The sequence below is a fragment of the Streptomyces sp. NPDC055103 genome (genome assembly GCF_053607625.1).
Genome location: NZ_JBSGTX010000033.1, coordinates 70642 through 89979, shown reverse-complemented (window position 1 = coordinate 89979; position 19338 = coordinate 70642). Strand labels below are relative to the sequence as shown.

18 protein-coding genes are annotated in these 19338 nt (G+C 70.9%); 6 read left to right on the top strand and 12 right to left on the bottom strand.

What is annotated here, in order from left to right; genetic code table 11:
- Positions 1-27 precede the first annotated feature (27 nt).
- The 4 genes from ACWFR1_RS21670 to ACWFR1_RS21655 form a co-directional block, all read right to left on the bottom strand.
- Positions 28-1104 carry a YqaJ viral recombinase family nuclease gene (locus tag ACWFR1_RS21670; protein ID WP_453553522.1) on the bottom strand — a complete coding sequence of 359 codons (1077 nt, stop codon included), beginning with the start codon at positions 1102-1104 and terminating at the stop codon, positions 28-30.
- On the bottom strand, positions 1101-1589 hold the full coding sequence (locus tag ACWFR1_RS21665; RefSeq protein WP_453553520.1) for a hypothetical protein: 489 nt from the start codon (positions 1587-1589) through the stop codon (positions 1101-1103). Before ACWFR1_RS21665 ends, ACWFR1_RS21670 begins: the two co-directional genes overlap by 4 nt.
- 246 nt (positions 1590-1835) lie before the next feature.
- On the bottom strand, positions 1836-2114 hold the full coding sequence (locus ACWFR1_RS21660; protein ID WP_453553518.1) for a hypothetical protein: 279 nt from the start codon (positions 2112-2114) through the stop codon (positions 1836-1838).
- Complete coding sequence (locus ACWFR1_RS21655; RefSeq protein WP_453553516.1) at positions 2111-2317, bottom strand: helix-turn-helix domain-containing protein; 207 nt, start codon at positions 2315-2317, stop codon at positions 2111-2113. Before ACWFR1_RS21655 ends, ACWFR1_RS21660 begins: the two co-directional genes overlap by 4 nt.
- 203 nt (positions 2318-2520) lie before the next feature.
- On the opposite strand from ACWFR1_RS21655, the gene ACWFR1_RS21650 reads away from it, so the two are divergent.
- The 3 genes from ACWFR1_RS21650 to ACWFR1_RS21640 all read left to right on the top strand — a co-directional run bounded on the left by ACWFR1_RS21650 (position 2521) and on the right by ACWFR1_RS21640 (position 4909).
- Positions 2521-3069, top strand: coding sequence for a helix-turn-helix domain-containing protein (locus ACWFR1_RS21650; protein WP_453553514.1), 549 nt, complete (start codon positions 2521-2523; stop codon positions 3067-3069).
- A 140-nt stretch (positions 3070-3209) separates the two neighbouring features.
- Positions 3210-3413 (top strand): hypothetical protein, encoded by a 204-nt coding sequence (locus tag ACWFR1_RS21645; RefSeq protein ID WP_453553512.1) that lies wholly within the window; start codon positions 3210-3212, stop codon positions 3411-3413.
- An 89-nt stretch (positions 3414-3502) separates the two neighbouring features.
- Positions 3503-4909, top strand: coding sequence for a tyrosine-type recombinase/integrase (locus ACWFR1_RS21640; RefSeq protein WP_453553510.1), 1407 nt, complete (start codon positions 3503-3505; stop codon positions 4907-4909).
- 39 nt (positions 4910-4948) lie between these two features.
- Here the strand turns inward: ACWFR1_RS21640 and ACWFR1_RS21635 are convergent, their stop codons facing one another.
- Positions 4949-6094, bottom strand: coding sequence for an acyl-CoA dehydrogenase family protein (locus ACWFR1_RS21635; protein ID WP_453553508.1), 1146 nt, complete (start codon positions 6092-6094; stop codon positions 4949-4951).
- Between the two features lie 159 nt (positions 6095-6253).
- On the opposite strand from ACWFR1_RS21635, the gene ACWFR1_RS21630 reads away from it, so the two are divergent.
- A complete protein-coding gene (locus ACWFR1_RS21630; protein WP_150264947.1) occupies positions 6254-6859 on the top strand; it encodes a TetR/AcrR family transcriptional regulator in 606 nt (201 codons plus the stop codon).
- Positions 6860-6999: 140 nt separating this feature from the next.
- Here the strand turns inward: ACWFR1_RS21630 and ACWFR1_RS21625 are convergent, their stop codons facing one another.
- The 5 genes from ACWFR1_RS21625 to ACWFR1_RS21605 form a co-directional block, all read right to left on the bottom strand.
- The gene (locus tag ACWFR1_RS21625; protein ID WP_453553506.1) at positions 7000-8136 is read right to left on the bottom strand and encodes an XdhC family protein; all 1137 of its coding nucleotides are present in this window, start codon (positions 8134-8136) and stop codon (positions 7000-7002) included.
- A 41-nt stretch (positions 8137-8177) separates the two neighbouring features.
- Positions 8178-9650: an NCS2 family permease gene (locus ACWFR1_RS21620; protein ID WP_453553504.1), complete on the bottom strand. Its 1473-nt coding sequence runs from the start codon at positions 9648-9650 to the stop codon at positions 8178-8180.
- 384 nt (positions 9651-10034) lie between these two features.
- A complete protein-coding gene (locus tag ACWFR1_RS21615) occupies positions 10035-12434 on the bottom strand; it encodes a xanthine dehydrogenase family protein molybdopterin-binding subunit (protein ID WP_453553502.1) in 2400 nt (799 codons plus the stop codon).
- Between the two features lie 2 nt (positions 12435-12436).
- On the bottom strand, positions 12437-13072 hold the full coding sequence (locus tag ACWFR1_RS21610) for a (2Fe-2S)-binding protein (RefSeq protein WP_453553500.1): 636 nt from the start codon (positions 13070-13072) through the stop codon (positions 12437-12439).
- Between the two features lie 2 nt (positions 13073-13074).
- Positions 13075-13965, bottom strand: coding sequence for an FAD binding domain-containing protein (locus ACWFR1_RS21605; RefSeq protein ID WP_150264953.1), 891 nt, complete (start codon positions 13963-13965; stop codon positions 13075-13077).
- A gap of 307 nt (positions 13966-14272) precedes the next feature.
- On the opposite strand from ACWFR1_RS21605, the gene ACWFR1_RS21600 reads away from it, so the two are divergent.
- Positions 14273-15970, top strand: a complete 1698-nt coding sequence (locus ACWFR1_RS21600) for a PucR family transcriptional regulator (protein WP_453553498.1) — start codon at positions 14273-14275, stop codon at positions 15968-15970.
- A gap of 285 nt (positions 15971-16255) precedes the next feature.
- Positions 16256-17059, top strand: a complete 804-nt coding sequence (locus tag ACWFR1_RS21595; protein ID WP_453553496.1) for a hypothetical protein — start codon at positions 16256-16258, stop codon at positions 17057-17059.
- Positions 17060-17176: 117 nt separating this feature from the next.
- Here ACWFR1_RS21595 and ACWFR1_RS21590 read toward each other — a convergent pair whose 3' ends face one another.
- Positions 17177-18301, bottom strand: a complete 1125-nt coding sequence (locus ACWFR1_RS21590; RefSeq protein ID WP_453553494.1) for an ABC transporter substrate-binding protein — start codon at positions 18299-18301, stop codon at positions 17177-17179.
- Between the two features lie 138 nt (positions 18302-18439).
- Positions 18440-19282, bottom strand: coding sequence for a DUF6042 family protein (locus ACWFR1_RS21585; RefSeq protein ID WP_453553492.1), 843 nt, complete (start codon positions 19280-19282; stop codon positions 18440-18442).
- Positions 19283-19338 lie beyond the last annotated feature (56 nt).

Genomic DNA, 19338 nt, shown 5'->3' with positions numbered 1-19338 from the left:
GGCCTTGAGGGTGGAGAGAGACATGGGTCAGATTCCCTTCGCGGGGACGACGAGGCGGCGGGCGCGGAACTCCGCGTAGACGTCCGGCTTTTCTTCCTTGAGCCGGTCGACGTCGAGCGCGGGCACCATGTGCGTGTACTGGGCGACGAGGTCCCGGTGGGCCTCCGCGAACTGCTTGCTGGCGAAGGTGCCGTTGCCCTTCCACGTCCACGCGGGCTTCCCGCCCGCCTTCACCACCTCCGCCTCGGCGGTGAGCAGCTTCATCTCGTTCTCTACAAGGCGGAGTTCTTCCTTGATGGCCTTCTCGCGGGCCTTCACGTCGGCGTGCCTGGCGCGCAGTTCCTTGGCCTTCGCCACGTCGATCTCGGCGATGGTCTCCGCCTTCACCGACCAGAGCTTGGCCAGCAGATCGGTGGTCGCCTCCAGGCCGTCGGCCGGGGGCTCGATCCCCTCGACCACGTGGCGCTGGAACCACTTCCCGCAGTAGTCGATGAGGTACTCGATCATTTCCTCGTCGCGCTCCAGGCGGACCCACCTGAGCTTGTTGCCGCCGACGAGCGCGGCCACGAAACCGTGGTCCCACCCGCCGACCGCCATGCCCCAGTGGCACTGGATCGCGGGGGCGTCAGGGACAGCCCCGTCCTCCCACTGGTCCGCCTGGTACTCGGACCTGTTCTTGCACTCCAGGACCCCGGAGGCCGGGCCGGGCCGCTCGAACGTGAAGCGGTCCACGTTCACCCGCATCCACGGGTGCTCGATGTGCACGAGCGTCCCGGGGGCCTCCGCGGTGGGGACCCCCGACCGCTTCGTGAACATGTGGGCGATGAAGTCCTCGATCTCGCTACCGATCTCGGCGGCCTCGTTGCCCTTGAAGGTGCTCCGGCCGTGCTTCTCCTCGAAGACGTGGCGCGGACCGGTGTACTTGCCGCCCAGGCCGAGGATTCCGGCGATGTTGGAGCCGCCGAGACCGAGCCGTCGGGTGGCTTCCCACTCCTCACGGGACGCGCCGGCGGGGAGGAGGAGCCGCGCGGTGGGCGCGTCGGCCAGGCCGCGCGGGGCGCTGTCACCCAGGTCGAACAGGGTGGGCTCGATCGTCGTCGTCACTTCGTGTCCTTCGGGCAGGCGGAGAGGCGGCGCAGGCCGGCCAGGGCTTCGATCTCGGCGGCGGTCTTGACCGGGTCGACGGCGGTCCACACCGACGTCGCCAGGTCCGCGCCGTCCTTGACGGCGATCAGCGCGCGGGCCATGCACGCCTGGAACTTCTCGGGCTGCGCGCTCCGGCAGCGGCGCGGACGCGCGACCTGGCCGACGGAGCGGCAGTCGATGACGTCGAGGCGGGCCGCGTTCTCCGCGCTGCCCACGAACCGCACCCACAGGGCGGGAGCGGGGTCGTGGCGCACGACGGCCTGGTACGCACCGGCCGGTTCGTACGCGACCTTCGCGCCCCTACGGATCTGCCGGGCGGTGGCGTCGGCCCCGCCCACGGTCTGGTAGTTGCCGCCCCACACCCACTCGCCGGGGCAGGCGCGGGCGTGCTCGGCGGTCGTCCGGTGGTCGTTGTAGACCAGCGGGTTCTTCGCAGCGGTCATCCGCGCTCGCCGCCCGTCTCGCGGCTCGCCGACTCGGCGGACTGGCGCGGCAGGGCGGCCAGGGCGCGGCGGGTGCTCAGCTGGGACGGGTGGCGCAAGGGGGCGCACAGACGGCAGTTACGCGCGTCGTGCGGAGCAGTACAGTTCTGCTTCACGGTGCCTCGATTTCGATCGTGGTTGAGGTTCCGGCGGCGCTGGGGGCGGCGACTGAGGCCCTGCATGGCCCGTCGCCCCCGACGGCGTCGCCTAGGAGCCGCGGCGGTACTGCGGGGGGATGACCTCACCGGCCTTCGAAATCGCCCGGATGTGAGCGGGCGTGAAGCGGAGCTGTCCGGCGATGTAGGTGCAGGGGACTTCGCGCGCAGCGGCCTGGCCGGCCAGCCAGCGCTTCGACATCCCGAGCTTCGCGGCGGCCTGTTCGACCTTGTAGTGCGTGAGGTCGTCCTCGATCGGGTCGGGGGCGACGACAGGCTCGGGGGCGTCGGCAGCCTTGGGGACGCGACGCCGGGTCCTGACGGTCGTCACGGCGTTTCCTCTCGGTTGATTGCGGCGACCGGCACGTCCAGCACGCGAGCGATCGCCCGGAGGTTGGGCTCACTCACGCCCGCCTGCCCTCGCTCGACGCGGGACAGGTGCCCGTGATGAAGGCCCGTCTCCAGCGCTACGGCGCGGAGGGCCATGCCTTGCAACTTCCGGATTGCCCGGATGGCAGTGCCGTTCGGTGTCACGCTTCAAAACGTAGCGCTCGAAAACGATGCACGCAAACACCTTCACGCATCTTTTTGATGCATCAAGGAGCAGGAAGGGCGCCATGTTTCGAGGTTGCGCGGGCGGCAACTCACACCCCATGCACCATTTCGCCCCCACCGAGCGCCCCAGTGCGCGGTTAATGCGCCCTCACGCCTCCTGCCGTGGTGCATGAGAATCAGGCATGATGAGCCCTATGGATGGGGCGGAGGACTGGAGCGGCCTGGGGGCGCGACTCCGCGCGCGCAGGGAAGACCTACGGATGAGCCAGGAGGCTGTCGGTCAGCAGATCGGGGTGCAGCGCAACGCGCTGCGCCGCATCGAGGGCGGCATGATCCAGCGCGTATCCGCAACGGTCCGCGCCTACGCCAAGCTCATCGGCTGGACGAACGACTCCGTCGAGGCCGTCCTGGCCGGCGGCGCGCCCACCCTCCTCGAAGGCTTCGCAGACCGGCACGGAAACGTATCCCCTACCCCGGAGCCGGACTTCGCAGGAGAGATCGCCCGGGCCCTGATGAGCCGCCTACCCGCTCGCATCGTCCAGGAGATCATCGACGGCGAGGTCGTCGAACACGACGTCCTGGACCTCCGCCCGGACGGCTCCTCCGCACTGATGACGCTGATCGTCGAGCGAAGCCCGGAGACCCCGACAGCACAGGTACAGGAAGACCTCCGCCACTGGAGCGAGGTCCAGCGCCAGCTCCGGAAGCTACTCCAGGCGCAAACCCCCTGACGCAACGGGATGCATCCACTTTCATCGAACAAGTACGGACTTGCATCATTTTCAGTACACGCTGCGTAAGGGTGTGATTACACTCCCTTTGCCTGCGCGGAGAGGTGGCACTCGCCTACGTAGGTAAGGGGGCACCGCTGATGATGCAGCGTGTCCGCGTCGAGGTCATCCGTACCCCGGTCATCCCGCACGGGGGCCGGGCTTACCTCGACGGTGAAGTCACTGGCGATGGCCTGATCACCCTCTGGGTCCTCAGCACGCTCGTGACCGAGCAGGAAGCCGCCGCGCTCGCGGAGGAGCTGACTGGCGTCACGCACACGACGCTCCTGGCCCTGCTCACCTAGCCCGCCTTAGCGGGCGGTGGGGTGGGGCTTCGACGGCGGAAGCCCCACCTCTCCCCTCCCCTCCCCCCTCTCACTCGCAGGAGGCAGCCATGGCCTACGGAGAGAAGCGCGGCAAGTACTACCGCGCCCGATGGAAGGGGCCTGAAGGCTCCGTCCCCGAGTACCCCACCGCCTTGTACGACGAGAACGGCAACCGGTTCCTGACCAAGAGGCAGGCCGAGAAGTACGGCGAGCGCCAGGAAGCCGACATCGCGCGCGGCGTGTACGTCGACGCCCGTAACGGGAAGATGACCACGGCCGAATGGGCGGAGGTCTGGCTCGAAACCATGGAGGAGGTGGGCCCGCTCTCCGATCGCACCTACCGCAGTCGGCTGAACGCGCAGATCCTCCCCCAGTGGGGCACGACGGCCTTGGCCGACATCACGACCACGAACTTCAAGCGGTGGGAGAAGAGCCTCAAGACCGAGGGGTACTCCACCAACTACATCGGCGACATCATCTCCACCTTCCGGACCATGCTGGACGACGCGGTGAGCCACAAACCCCCGCTGATCCGCAGCAACCCGATCCCGGCCCGGAGTTCAGGCCGGCGTGGCCGGTACAAGAAGAAGGAGACCGCCGAGGTCGTCTTCGCCTCCCCGCGGCAGGCATTCCTCGTCGCCCGCAACGGTCTCGACTTCCGGGGCTTCAGCTGCTTCATCCTCGTCCTGACGGCTGCCTACGCGGCCATGCGCATCGGCGAGCTCGCCGGCCTCTCCCGCAATGACCTGATCCTCCCCGAGCGGCAGCTGAGGCCCCGGAAGCAAGTCCCGCTCGGCGCCTCGGGGTTCTACATGCCGGACCCCGGCATGTGGGAGCAGCCGAAGAAGGGGGCTCGGATCCTCCTCGCCAACCAGAGCCAGTACATCGACGGGGCACCGACGCTCATCGAGCCGAAGTACGAGTCCGTCCGCAGCCTGATCATCCCGCCCTTCCTCGCCGACCTCCTGCACCAGCTAATCAGCTCCCACAAGAACGAGCTGGTATTCACCGCACCCCGGGGCGGCCGGCTCCTCATCGGCGGCGAGTTCTACAGCGACACATTCCAACCGATCGTGGACGGCCGCACCCCTAAGCCGAGCAGCCGGGGGCACGCGGCCCAGCCGGGCATCCGGCCGGTGCTCGGCGTGGCGGGCATGACCCCTCACGGCCTGCGCCACTCCAACAAGGTGTGGCTGGACGAGGACGGCCACCCGAGGGTGGCCGTCGAGGAACGGATGGGGCACGAGGTCCCCGGCGTCGAAGGGACGTACTCCCACTCGACGCTGGGCATGGAACTCAAGATCGCTGCGGCTCTGGAGCGCATGTGGTGGGAGTCGGCGAGGCCGGTGATCGACTCCCGGGAATTCGGGCCGATCCCCTCCGGAGAGGAAGTTGAAAACTTGATCTCCCAAATTTCTCCCAAACGGCGCCCGAGGCGCCACCCGAAGGGGTCGACCGTCGATCCTCGGGACTGAGGAAGGCTCCACCAAAGCCCCCTTGACCTGCTATTTCTCCTAACGGGCGAGCCCCCGGCTGATGACCAGCCGCTGGATCTGGTTGGTGCCCTCGAAGATCTGCATGATCTTCGCCTCGCGCATGAAGCGCTCCACCGGGAAGTCACGGGTGTAGCCGTACCCGCCGAGGACCTGGACCGCGTCCGTGGTGACCTTCATGGCCGTGTCGGTGGCGATGAGCTTGGCCGCGCTGGCCTGACGGCTGAAGGGGCGGCCGAGGTCGCGCCGGCGGGCCGCGTCCAGGTAGGTGGCGCGGGCCGCGTCGACCGCGGCGGCCATGTCGGCGAGGAGGAAGCCGAGGCCCTGGTGGTCGACGATCCGGCGGCCGAAGGTGGTGCGCTCGTTGGCGTAGTCGACGGCGGCGTCCAGCGCGGCCTGGGCGAGGCCCGTCGCGCAGGCGGCGATGCCGAGGCGGCCGCTGTCGAGCGCGCTGAAGGCGATCTGGAGGCCCTGGCCCTCCTCCCCGATGCGCCGGTCGGCGTCGAGGAGGGCGCCGTCCCAGTACGCGGAGGTGGTCGGGACCGCCTGGAGGCCCATCTTACGCTCGGGCAGGCCGAAGCTCAGCCCTTCGGTGGCGCCGGGGGCGAGGAAGCAGGAGATGCCGTGGCTGCCGGCGCCGGTACGGGCGAAGAGGGCGTAGAAATCGGCCTTGCCGCCGTGGGTGATCCAGGCCTTGGTGCCGGTCACCCGGTAGCCGCTGCCGTCGTCCTGGAGCTCGGCCTTGCAGGAGAGGGCGGCCGCGTCGGAGCCGGCCTGCGGTTCGGAGAGGCTGTAGCCGCCGATGGTCCGGCCCTCCAGCATCGCGGGCAGCCAGCGCTCCTTCTGCTCCGGCGTACCGAAGGTGTGGAGGGGGTGGCAGGCCAGCGTGTGGACGCTGGTGGCGACCGCGACGGCCGCCCAGCGGGCGGCGAGCTCCTCCAGGACCTGGAGGTAGACCTCGTACGGCTGGCCTCCGCCGCCGTACTCCTCGGGGTAGGCGAGGCCGAGGAGCCCGGCCTCTCCGAGGGTGGTGAAGAGACCTTCGGGATAGGTCTCGGCGGCCTCGTGCTCGTTCACCCGGGGAGAGAGCTCCTTGTCGGCGATCTCCCGGGTGAGGGCGATGAGGTCCGCCGCTTCGGGGGTGGGAAGCAGGCGGTCGACATCCATGGCGACTCCAGCGGCGCGCAAAGTGGTACTGGGGCAGGTACTGCAGTACCGCTTAGCGTAGCGCAGTCGGATCTCGGCGTAGGCCTGTCCGCGGATCAGGGCGTACGCCCTCAGTGGGGGTCGAGGGCCCGCCGAGGGGCCGCCTGGAATACTGGGCGGGTGATCGAGACCTCCTCCGCCGACGCCCCGAAACTGACGGGCCGCGGGGCGGCGCGCCGCTCCGCCCTCTTCGAGGAGCTCGTCGCCCTGCTCGTCGGCGAGGGCTTCGCCCGCCTGACGCTCGACGACCTCGCCGCCCGGCTTCGCTGCTCGAAGCGCACCCTGTACGGCCTCGCCGGCAGCAAGGAGCAGCTCGTCCGGGCGGCGGTCGTGCACTTCTTCCGGCGCGCCACGGCCCGCGTGGAGGCGGTCCTGGCCGCCGCGACCGACCCGGCGGAGCGGCTGGCCGCCTATCTGCGCGCCGTCTCGGCGGAGCTGGCGCCGGTCTCCCCGCAGTTCTTCGACGACGTCGCCGCCTTCGAGCCGGCGGCGGAGGTGTACGAGCGCAACACGCGCGCGGCGGCCGGCCGGGTCCAGCAGCTCATCGAGGAGGGCGTGCGCGCGGGGGTGTTCCGCGAGGTCCACGTGACCTTCGCGGCGGACGTCATCTCCTCGGTGATGGTCCGCATCCAGCGCCGCCAGGTGGCCGCGGCGACCGGCCTGGCCGACGCCGAGGCGTACGAACAGCTGGCCGAACTGCTCCTCAGCGGGCTCCGCAAGGCCTGAACGGGGCACGCAAGACCTGAACAGGGCACGCAAGTCCGGAACGGCTCCGCAAGGCCTGAACGGAGCGCGCCCCCGCACGGGGATCGCGCACAGAGTCCGCGCATCGCCGTGGGGGGCGGGAAAGGATCTACCGGAAGGGTCTAGGCGACGGACCCGATCCGGCCGTCCGGCTCGCGATGGCCGTCGTGGTGGATCGGGGTGTGCGCGCCGGTGAGCGAGGTGCCGCTGCCGCCGCGCCGGTTGGCGACGATCTCGGCGCCGATCGACAGCGCGGTCTCCTCCGGCGTACGGGCGCCGAGGTCGAGGCCTATCGGGGAGCGCAGCCTGGCGAGTTCGAGCTCGGTGACGCCGACCTCGCGCAGGCGCTTGTTGCGGTCCTCGTGGGTGCGGCGGGAGCCCATCGCGCCGATGTACGCGACGGGAAGCCTGAGGGCGGCCTGGATCAGGGGCACGTCGAACTTGGCGTCGTGGGTGAGGACGCACAGCACGGTCCGGCCGTCGACCTCCGTCGACTCCAGGTAGCGGTGGGGCCAGTCGACGACGATCTCGTCGGCCTCGGGGAAGCGGGCCGGCGTCGCGAAGACGGGCCGCGCGTCGCAGACGGTGACGTGGTAGCCGAGGAACTTGCCGACCCGGACGAGGGCGGCGGCGAAGTCGATGGCGCCGAAGACGATCATGCGGGGGGCGGGGACGGAGGACTCGACCAGGAGGGTCAGCGGCTGTCCGCAGCGGCTGCCGTCCTCGCCGATCTCGACGGTCCCGGTGCGGCCCGTGTCGAGCATCGCGCGGGCCTCGCCCGCCGCGGTGCGGTCCAGCTCGGGGTGGCCGCCGAGCTTCCCCTCGTACGAGCCGTCGGGGCGGACGAGGAGGGCGGTGCCCCGGAGCTCGGCCGGTCCGTCGACGATCCGGGCGAGCGCGGCCGCCTCCCCCGTGGAGGCGGCCGCGAGCGCGGCGGGGAAGACCCCGCCGCGCACCGGGGTGACGAGGATGTCGATGACGCCGCCGCAGGTCAGACCGACCGCGAAGGCGTCCTCGTCGCTGTAGCCGAAGCGCTCGACGACCGTCTGCCCGTCCTCGAGAGCCTGCCGGCACAGCTCGTAGACCGCGCCCTCCACACACCCGCCGGAGACCGAGCCGATCGCCGTGCCGTCGCTGTCGACGGCGAGTGCGGCTCCGGGCTGCCGGGGCGCGCTGCCGCCGACCGCCACGACGGTGGCGACGGCGAACGTACGTCCCTGCTCGACCCACCGGTGCAGCTCTTCGGCGATGTCCAGCATTTCGGTCTCCTTGGGGGTGTGCGGAGGGCGACGGTACGACGTCAGCTGACGCCCAGCCAGCTCTCGATCGGGTGAAGAGCGAAGAACACGATGAAGATCGCGGTCAGGCACCACATGAACGCGCCGACCTCGCGGGCCTTGCCCTGCGCCACCTTGATGACGGCGTAGGAGATGACGCCGGCCGCGACACCCGGGGTGATGCTGTACGTGTACGGCATCAGCACGACGGTCAGGAAGACCGGTATGGCGACGGCGCTGTCACCCCAGTTGACGTGCTTGGCGTTCATCATCATCATCGCGCCGATGACGACCAGGGCGGCGGAGCCGACCTCACGGGGCACGATCTGGGTGATCGGGGTGAAGAAGAGGCAGGCGGCGAAGAACAGGCCGGTGATGACGGAGGAGAAGCCGGTACGGGCACCTTCGCCGACGCCGGTGGCGGACTCCACGAACACGGTCTGGCCGGAGGCGCCGGAGACGCCGCCGATCGCGCCGCCCGCGCCGTCGATGAACAGCGCCTTGGAGAGGCCGGGCATGCGGCCCTTGTCGTCGGCGAGGTTGGCCTCGGTGCCGACGCCGATGATGGTGGCCATGGCGTCGAAGAAGCCGGCGAGGACCAGGGTGAAGACGATCACGCCGACGGTGATGTAGCCGACGTCGCCCCAGCCGCCGAAGTCGACGTCGCCGAAGAGGGAGAAGTCAGGGGTCGAGACCGCGCTGCCCTTGAGCTCGGGCGAGCCGTTGGCCCAGGCGCCCGGGCCCTTGTCCGGGATGTCGGCGACCGCGTTGACGATCAGGGAGATGACCGTGCCGGCGACGATGCCGATGAGGATCGCTCCCGGGACCTTGCGGGCCTGGAGCGCGAAGATCGCGAGCAGGGTGACGGCGAAGATCAGGACGGGCCAGCCGACGAGTTCACCGTTGGTGCCCATGGTGACGGGCGGGCCGAACTGCGGGCCGGCGCCCACGAAGCCGGCCTTGTTGAAGCCGATCAGCGCGATGAAGAGGCCGATGCCTATGGTGATGCCGTGCTTGAGCGCGAGCGGGATCGCGTTCATGATCATCTCGCGGAGACCGGTGACCACCAGGAGGCAGATCACCAGACCGTAGACGACGCACATGGCCATGGCCTGCGGCCAGGTCATCTGGGGCACGACCTGGGTGGCGAGCACACCGGAGACACTGAGACCGGCCGCGAGGACGAGCGGGACCTTGCCGATGAAGCCCATCAGCAGGGTGGTCACCGCCGCCGCGAGGGCGGTCGCCGTGATGACGGCGGAGGAGCCGAGGACGTTCTTCTCGACGTCCGGACCTCCGAGGAGGATCGGGTTGAGCAGGAGAATGTACGCCATCGCCATGAAGGTGGTGACGCCGCCGCGGATCTCCGTCGCGACGGTGGACCCTCTCTCCGAGATGTGAAAGTACCGGTCGAGCCAAGAACGGCCGGCGGGGACGTTGGAGCCGGAGCCCGCGTCCTCCGATGCGGTCTTGGGCTCCACGGACGACTGGGTCATGGGGCCTACTCCCAAGGTTCAAAGGGGCACCCGCATCAGACTTCGAAGGGATTCTGATCTGGTTGAAGCTGCGGGATTTGGGATGCTGCGTGGGCTGCACGACCCGGGGGACGGCCCGAGACGAACGGAATGATTCGGTGGTGCGGGTAGTACGGGGGTGCTGCGGGTACTACGGGGTACTTCGGGTGCCGCTGGTACTGCTGGTACTGCGGGTACTGCTGGTACTGCGGGTACGGCGGGTACTGCTGGTACTGCGGGTACTGCGGGTACTGCGGGTACTGCGGGTACTGCGGGTACTGCGGGTACTGCTGGGGGGGAAGTACTCCGGGCGGCGCGGGCGGGGAAGTGTGACGTTCCTGGGAGGCACGCACCGTCCGGAGAGTCCTAGAGGGTGCCGGTGAGCGCCTCGGGGCGGACCGGCGTCTTGTTGAGCTCCAGGCCCGTCGCGGCCCGGATCGCCGCGAGGACGGCCGGGGTGGACGACAGGGTCGGGGCCTCGCCGATGCCCCGGACGCCGTACGGCGCGTTGGGGTCGGCCAGTTCGAGGTAGTCGACCGGGATGGTCGGCGTGTCGAGGATGGTGGGGATCAGGTAGTCCGTGAAGGAGGGGTTGCGCACCTTCGCGGTCTTCGGGTCGACGATGATCTCCTCCATCACCGCGACGCCCAGGCCCTGGGTGGTGCCACCCTGGATCTGGCCGACCACTGAGAGGGGGTTGACCGCCTTCCCGACGTCCTGGGCGCAGGCCAGCTCGATGACCTTGACCAGGCCGAGCTCGGTGTCCACCTCCACCACCGCGCGGTGCGCGGCGAAGGCGTACTGGACGTGGCCCTCACCCTGGCCGGTGACGAGGTCGAAGGCCTGGGTGGGACGGTGCCTCCACTCCTCCTCCACCTCCACGGACCGGTCCTCCAGGACGTCCGCGATGGTGGCGAGGGCCTCGCCGCCGTCGGTGACGACCTTGCCGCCCTCCAGGAGGAGTTCGGCGTTGGCCCAGGCCGGGTGGTACGAGCCGAACTTCTGCCGGCCGATCTCCAGGACCTTCTCGCGGACGATCTCGCAGGAGTTCTTGATGGCGCCGCCGGTCATGTACGTCTGGCGGCCCGCGGAGGTCGAACCGGCCGAGCCCACCTGCGTGTCCGCGGGGTGGATGGTGACCTGCTGGACACCGAGCTCGGTACGGGCGATCTGCGCGTGGATGGTGACGCCGCCCTGGCCGACCTCCGCCATGGCGGTGTGGACCGTGGCGACGGCCTCGCCGTTGATGACCTCCATACGGATCTTGGCGGTCGAGTAGTCGTCGAAGCCCTCGGAGAAGCCGACGTTCTTGATGCCGACCGCGTAGCCGACACCCCGGACGACACCCTCGCCGTGCGTGGTGTTGGAGAGGCCACCCGGAAGGGCGCGGACGTCCGCGTCCTCGCCGGCCGCGAGCCACTGCTGCTCGGGCGGCATCGGACGGGACTTGACGATGCGGAGCAGCTCGGCGACCGGGGCCGGCGAGTCGACGACCTGGCCGGTCGGCATGATCGTGCCCTGCTCCATGGCGTTGAGCTGGCGCAGTTCCACCGGGTCCATGCCCAGCTTCGCCGCGAGCTTGTCCATCTGGGCCTCGTAGGCGAAGCAGGCCTGGACCGCGCCGAAGCCGCGCATGGCGCCGCAGGGCGGGTTGTTGGTGTAGAGGCCGATCGCCTCGATCTCGACGTCCTCGATGACGTACGGGCCGACCGAGAGGGACGAGGCGTTGCCGACGACCGATGCCGTGGACGACGCGTAGGCGCCGCCGTCGAGCACGATCTTGCACTTCATGTGCGTGAGCTTGCCGTCCTTGGTGGCACCGTGCTCGTACCAGAGCTTCGCCGGGTGCCGGTGGACGTGTCCGAAGAAGGACTCGAACCGGTTGTAGACCATCTTGACCGGCTTGCCGGTGCGCAGCGCGAGGATGGAGGCGAGGATCTGCATCGAGATGTCCTCGCGACCGCCGAACGCGCCGCCGACGCCCGCCATCGTCATGCGGACCTTCTCCTCGGGCAGGCCGAGGCAGGGGGCGATCTGCTTGAGGTCCGAGTGCAGCCACTGGGTGGCGACGTACAGGTCGACGCCGCCGTCCTCGGCCGGCACGGCGAGGCCGGACTCCGGGCCGAGGAAGGCCTGGTCCTGCATGCCGAAGGTGTACTCGCCCGAGACGATGACGTCGGCCCTCTTGGCGGCCTCGGTCGCGTTGCCGCGGATGATCGGCTGGCGGTGCACGATGTTCGGGTGCGGGACGTGACCGGAGTGGTGGTCGTCGCGGTTCTCGTGGACCAGGATCGCGTCCGGAGCGGTGGCCGAGGCCTCGTCCGTGATGACCGGGAGCTCCCGGTACTCGATCCGGATCTTCGCGGCGGCGCGGCGGGCGGTCTCCGGGTGGTCGGCGCCCACGAGGGCGACCGGCTCACCGTGGTGCCGGACCTTGCCGTAGGCGAGGACCGGGGTGTCCTGGAACTCCATGCCGTAGTTCTTCGCGGCCGGCAGGTCCTCGTGGGTCAGGACGGCGTAGACGCCGTCCATGGCGAGGGCCTCGGAGGTGTCGATGGACACGATCTCGGCGTGCGCGACGGTGGACCGCAGGATCTGGCCCCACAGCATGTCCTCGTGCCACATGTCCGAGGAGTACGCGAACTCGCCGGTGACCTTGAGGGTGCCGTCGGGGCGGAGCGTGGACTCGCCGATGCCGCCCTTGACGTGGTTCTGCGTGACGTCGGTGGGAGTGCCCACCGGAACGGTGCGTGTGTTCTGAGCCATCGTCAGACCGCCTCTCCCTGACGCTCCTGGCGAGCGGCCGCGAGGCGGACCGCGTCGAGGATCTTCTCGTAACCCGTGCAGCGGCAGAGGTTGCCGGAGAGCGCCTCGCGGATGTCCGCGTCCGTCGGGGACGGGTTGCGCTCGAGCATCTCGTCGGCCGCGACGAGCAGACCGGGGGTGCAGAAACCGCACTGGACGGCGCCCGCGTCGATGAACGCCTGCTGGATGGGGCTCAGTTCGACGCCCTCACCGGTCTGCGAGTCCTGACCCGCCCGCGGGCGGAGCCCGCTGTCGGACGGGCGCGCCTCCCACCGCTTCGCGGCGTCGAGCGAGGTGCCACAGGTGCCCGTGGCGCAAGCACCTTCCTCCCTACGGGCTTCCGCGCGATCCTTGGCGAACTCGGCGAGGCCCTCGACGGTGACGACCTCGCGGCCCTCGGCCTGGCCGGCGGCGACGAGGCAGGAACACACCGGCACGCCGTCGAGGCGGACCGTGCAGGAACCGCACTCGCCCTGCTCGCAGGCGTTCTTGGAGCCGGGCAGGCCCATCCGCTCACGCAGGACGTAGAGGAGGGACTCGCCCTCCCAGACGTCGTCGGCTTCCTGGGGACGGCCGTTGACCGTGAAATTGACGCGCATGGTTATGCAGCTCCCTCAAGCGTGCGACCGGTTCCGCGGTACTGCTCCCAGGTCCAGCCGAGCTGGCGGCGGGCCATGATGCCGACGGCGTGGCGGCGGTACTTGGCCGTGCCTCGGACGTCGTCGATCGGGTTGGCGGCGCCCGAGCAGAGGTCGGCGAACTGCTTCGCGATCGACGGGGTGATGATCTTTCCGTTGTCCCAGAAGCCGCCCTCCTCCAGAGCCGCGTTCAGGAAGGCCTCGGCCTCCTTGGCGCGGATCGGGGTCGGCGCGGCGGAGCCGATGCCGGTACGGACCGTCCGGGTCTCCGGGTGCAGGGCCAGGCCGAAGGCGCAGACGGCGATGACCATCGCGTTGCGGGTACCGACCTTGGAGTACTGCTGGGGGCCGTCCGCCTTCTTGACGTGGACGGTCTTGATGAGCTCGTCGGGCTGGAGCGCGTTGCGCTTCACGCCCGTGTAGAACTCGTCGATCGGGATGAACCGGCTGCCGCGGACCGACTCGACCTCGACCTCGGCACCCGCGGCGAGCAGGGCCGGGTGGGCGTCGCCGGCGGGCGAGGCGGTGCCGAGGTTGCCCCCGACGCCGCCGCGGTTGCGGATCTGCGGGGAGGCGACCGTGTGCGAGGCGAGTGCCAGGCCCGGGAGTTCGGTCCGCAGGTTCTCCATGATCTGGGTGTACGGAACGGACGCGCCCAGGCGGACGTTCTCCTCGCCGACCTCCCACTCGCGCAGCAGCTCGATACGGTTCAGGTCCAGGAGGTACTCGGGGCGCCGGTGGTCGAAATTGATCTCGACCATGATGTCGGTGCCACCCGCAATGGGCACGGCCGTGGGGTGCTCGGCCTTGGCGGCGAGCGCCTCCTCCCAGCTGGCGGGGCGAAGGAAGTCCATGGTGGCTCTCTTCTAGTGCTTCTAGTGATCGGGGGTCGAACGCGTGGGCCCGGGGGGACGGCCGGCCCTCGACTTCTTATTCATGTGCTGTTAACGCGGTGTGTGGCCTAGTACACAAGGCCACCTTCGCCCGGGTGCAGTCACCGAAAACATGAAGGAGTTGGCTGGTGCCCGTTGTCGTCTTGTAGATTCGAACGAAAGACGGAGAACAGCAACCTCTCCGTTTTCCCCTGGAAACGGTGGCACCACGCCACCGTCGACAACGCGACATCCACGACCACCCACTCGAAGGAACGGCGGCGACACGATGCGGCTGCGCGCACTGCTGGAGAACGACGCGCTGGGGCTGCGGCTGCTCGGCGGCGACGACGAGCTGGACCGCACCGTCCGCGGTGTGATGACGACTGACCTCAAGGATCCCAGCCGGTACCTGTCCGGCGGCGAGCTGGTGCTCACCGGCCTCGCCTGGCTGCGGGACGCGGCCGACGCGGAGCCCTTCGTCCGGATCCTGGCCTCGGCCGGGGTCGCCGCGCTGGCGGCGGGCGAGGCGGAGCTCGGCGACATCCCCGACGATCTCGTACAGGCGTGTTTGCGCCATCGGCTGCCGCTCTTCGCGGTGAACGAGACCGTTGCGTTCGCGACGATCACCGAACATGTTGTTCGACAGGTCTCCGGCGAGCGGGCGGGCGACCTGGCGGCCGTCGTCGACCGCCACCGGCGGCTCATGACCTCCGGCCCGGCGGGCGGCGGCCCGGAGGTCGTCCTCGACCTGCTGGGCTCCGACCTGGACCTGCGGGCCTGGGTCCTCTCCCCCACCGGGCGCCAGATCGCGGGCGCCGGCGAGCCCCTCGAGAGCGGTCTCGCGGCGACCCTGGCGGGCGAGCACCTGGCCGCGACCCGGACGGGCCGGCGCGGCCCGCACCGGCTGAGCCTGGCCGGATCCACGTACTCGCTGTTCCCGATCCGCAACACCGGCCGGGGCCCGGCCCCCGCCTCCCGGGACGTGCGCGAGACGGTCCTGTCGGACTGGCTGCTGGCCGTCGAGGCCGACGCCGGGGACTGGCCCGCCGCCCGTCTCGATCTGCTCCAGGGCGTCACCCAGCTGATCGCCGTCGAGCGGGACCGGCGCGACGCGGCCCGTACGGTACGGCGCCGGCTCGCCCAGGAGGTCCTGGAGCTGGTGCAGACGGGCGCCGCGCCCGCCGAGATCGCGGCCCGCCTGCGGGTCGCGGCCCCGGTGCTGCTGCCCGGGCTCGGCACGGCCCCGCACTGGCAGGTCGTCGTCGCCCGCGTCGACTGGGAGCAGGAAGCCGGTCAGGGCACGCCCGTGGACGGCGGCCCGGTCGCCCAGGCGCTCCTGGAGGAGATCCTCGTCGACCCGGCGACCGTCGGCGCCGAGTCCGCGGACCGGATCGCCGTCGCGCACAGCGGTGACGAGGCGATCGCGCTGGTCCCGCTGGCCACCGCGCCGCTGCCGGACAGCGAGGACGAGGGCCCGGCGACGGCGCTCGGGCTGCACGCGGACGCCCTGCTCGCCGCCGTACGCGCTCCGCTCTCGTCCGGTCTCGCCGACGACGGGCGGCTCACGCTCGGCGTCAGCGCGGCCGTGCACTCGGCGGAGGGCCTGCGCGGGGCCCTGGAGGAGGCCAGGCACGCCCGCCGGGTCGCCGCGGCCCGTCCGGGCCGGGTCTGCGCCGCGGGCCACCACGAGCTCGCCTCGCACGTCCTGCTGCTGCCGTTCGTCCCGGACGACGTCCGTCGCGCGTTCACGGCCCGGCTGCTCGACCCGCTGCGCGACTACGACCGGCGCCACCGCGCGGAGCTCATCCCGACCCTGGAGGCCTTCCTCGACTGCGACGGCTCCTGGACGCGCTGTGCGACGCGACTGCACCTGCACGTGAACACGCTGCGCTACCGGGTCGGCCGGATCGAGCAGCTCACGGGCCGCGACCTGTCCCGTCTGGAGGACAAGCTCGACTTCTTCCTCGCCCTCCGGATGAGCTGATCCACACGCGTCCACGCCCCGGCGATTCACTCTTTCGGTGGAGTCCACAGGAGTGACAACCGGGCTGGTGGCGGCCCGTCGGCCAGCGCGGCCGGCGGGCCGCGCCGGGGCCTGATCCCGGGGCCGGCGGCGATCTGACGGGCTGTCGGCCACCCCCCGTACGGTGACGTCCGCCCGCGCCGGACTCTTGTGAATTCTTTCACCTAACCCCTTGGCCGGGTGCTGCCCTTCGTGCTGAGATGCGGGTCTACTCAACAGCTCAATGGCGCGCTCGGGGAGGGCAATGTGGCGGATACCGCCATGTCTGGTTCCGAATCAAGGGGCGGCGAAGATCCGTCCCTCGCCTACGGCAAGGAGACTCCTGTGGAGACCGCCATATGGCGGCTCCGCTCCCGAGGTTGCTGGACGGACGCGGCAGCGCTGCTCACTCCGTACGCGACCGAACCGGCCGCCGCGCTCGAACGGGCGGCCCTGCTGATCGAGCGCTGTCTCTACACCGAACAGGGCTGGGCCGACGCCGAGGAGGCCCTCCGGGCGGCCGAGGCGGTCGCCCGCACCGACGAGGAACGCGGGGCCGCCGCCTGCGAACGCGGCTATCTCGCCTACGCGTCCACGCTCCTCGGGGTACGCGACCGGGCCGACGAGGCCCGGATGGCCCTGGGCCGGGCGGCTGCCCTGATCGCCCCCTCGGCCGGGGGCCGGCCCCTGCTGGACTTCCGGCGCGGGCTCATCGCCCAGAACCTCGGCGACTCCCCGCAGGCGGCCCGCGCCGCGTACCGCAGGGCGCACGCCGGGGCGACGGACCAGGGGGATTCGCTGCTGCTCTCGTCCACCTGGCGCCACCTCGCCGGACTCGCCCTGAGAGAAGGCGAGTTGGCGGAGGCCCGGCACGGCTTCGCCGAATCGCTGCGGATCCGCGAGGAGTTGGGCTATCTGGTCGGTACGGCTCCGGCGCTCACCGCTCTCGCCGACACGGAGACGGAACCGGAGGCGGGCCGGCTGCGCGCGGAGGCACGCCGGCTCTTCCGGCTCCTCGGCGGCGTCCCGACCTGGCTGTCGGCCCAGCTGACGCCCCGGGCGGCGACCTGAAGTCGCCGTCGGTGACGTCGAGGTGACGGGTCCTCAGCTCCTCTGCGATGTGTCTCCGCGCCACGGCTCGGGGGCACATCGCGGAAGCCGGCCGCATGAGCTCCGTTTTCCTCCCGCTCAGCCGGTGTGGAGGGTCCGGAAGCGGTCGCGGTCCGCCGGGTCCCGGTCGGCGACCTGGACCGGCGGCCAGGCCCATTGCCGTACGCCGATGCCCGGCCTGCGTGAGAACCGGATCGTTCCGCGGGTGCCCTCGACCGTCACGCTCGGCCAGGCCCCGGCGACGGCCGCCCGGTCCGTGCCGTGGGCGCGCAGCACCTCGGCGAGGACGGCGACGGTGTCCCAGCCCTCGAAGGCGACGAAGGAGGGCGCTTCGCCCAGCCGTTCGCGGAGCTCCTTCCCGACGCGCTCGCCCAGCGGGCCGAGCCGCTCGGGGAGGTAGCGCAGGAACGGGATCCCGGCGCCGTCCTCGCCCAGCAGCGCGTCCCACTCGGCGAACTCCGGCTGCCCGGCCGGAGCACCGATCAGGAGCCCGTCGAGCCGCCGGTCGCCCCGGACGGCCCGGACGATCGGCACCGCCGGCTCCGGGTGGCCGACAAGGAGGAGGAGCGCGGTCGCGCCCTGGTCGACGAGCGCGTCGCACAGGGCCCCGGGGGTGAGCGCGTCCGCGTCGAGCGCGACGACGGTGCCACCGCGCGGACCGACGTGGTCCCGCAGGAGACGGGTCCCGGTCGCCCAGTAGACGCTCGACTGAGCCGCCACGGCGATCCTCCGCCGACCGGAGCCGAGGAGGAAGTCCCCGTAGATCCGCCAGCCGTGGGACTGGGCCGGCGCCAGGCGCGCGACCCACTCCGTCGGTTCCTCGGTGAGCGCGTCGAGCACCGCGGACGAGCAGAGGTACGGCAGGCCGAGGGCGTCGGCCCGGGCGGCGACGGCCCGCGCGACGACGCTGTGGTACTCGCCGACCACGGCGGCCACGCCCAGTCCGGCCAGCTCGTCCACGGCCGCCACGGCCCGCCCCGGGTCTGCCGCGGTGTCGCGGACGACGAGCTCCAGCGGCCTGCCGCCGATCCCGCCGGCGGCGTTGACCTCGCGAACGGCCAGGTCGAGCCCGGCGAGCAGATGCCGCCCCGCCCCGACCCAGCCGGGCCGCGTGAGCGGAACGAGAGCGCCCAGGAGGACGGGCGCCCTCTCTGTTCCACCCGAACCGGACGGCGACGACGGCGTGTTCCTCTGGGTGATCATGCCGGTCATGGGAACCGATGCCTTCGACGAAGGCAACCGGATATCGGGATGTCCGGATGTCCGGATGTCCGGATGTCCGGATGTCCGCGTGCGTCGGGGCGGGCCTCTTCCGTGGCGTTCCCGGGTGCGGGCCCGTGTCTACCCCTCCCTGCCGTCGTACCTCACCATGATCGCGTGGTCCTCGTCGTACTGCTCCCAGTCCGGAACGAGATGGAAGCGCTGGTGGTCCTGGAGGTCGCGCGCCGAGGCGACCGGGACGCGGGGGATCCCCCGGTAGAGACGGACCTGCTCGTAGTCCACCATCGCGTCGAGCGCGGCGCGGACCTCGTCGGGGCTCAGGCCCACGGCCTCGGCCAGCCGGCCCGGAGTGGTGAACAGTTCCCCGGGCCGTCCGAGGGCCTCGTGGAGGTACTCGGACAGGGCCTGCTTCCAGGGTGCGACGACCTTGACCTGCCGTAGTTTCCGGAGGGTCTCCCGCGGGCCCTCGGGGAGATCGAGGACGTCCTCGGGGAGCGGCAGGTCCTCCGGCATCCACCACCGGCCGTCCTCCGTGTGGGCGATGCCCAGCGCCAGCATCGTGCCGACGAGGTCGCGGATCGTCGCCGGTACGGGGAAGCCGCCCGCCCGCAGCGCTCCCTCGCAGGCCGCGCGGCGAGCCGCCGCCTCCGCCCGGATCCCGGCCTCCTCCTCGGCGTCCTCCGCCGCGGCGAGGGTACCGGGCTCCAGCCAGAGCACCGGCGAGTCCAGGTCGTCACCCAGTCCGTGGAGGAAGTCGCGCGGAGAGTCGCCGAACGCCTCCCACGCGACCTCGTCGAGCGTCCCGGTCACGGGCCGCGACGCGGCTGTGGCCAGGAGCATGCTCATCAGCATGGCCTGGTACGGCGGCAGCACGTGCATCCACCCGCTGTCGAACCAGCCGTTGTGCAGGGCGAGATCGCCCTTCCCCGGTTCGGTCCTCGCTGTGTCCTGATCAACCGTCATGGCCGTCCTCTCACATGTCAGCGGCATACTCACCCGCTCAACAGTCACGGCCCCGC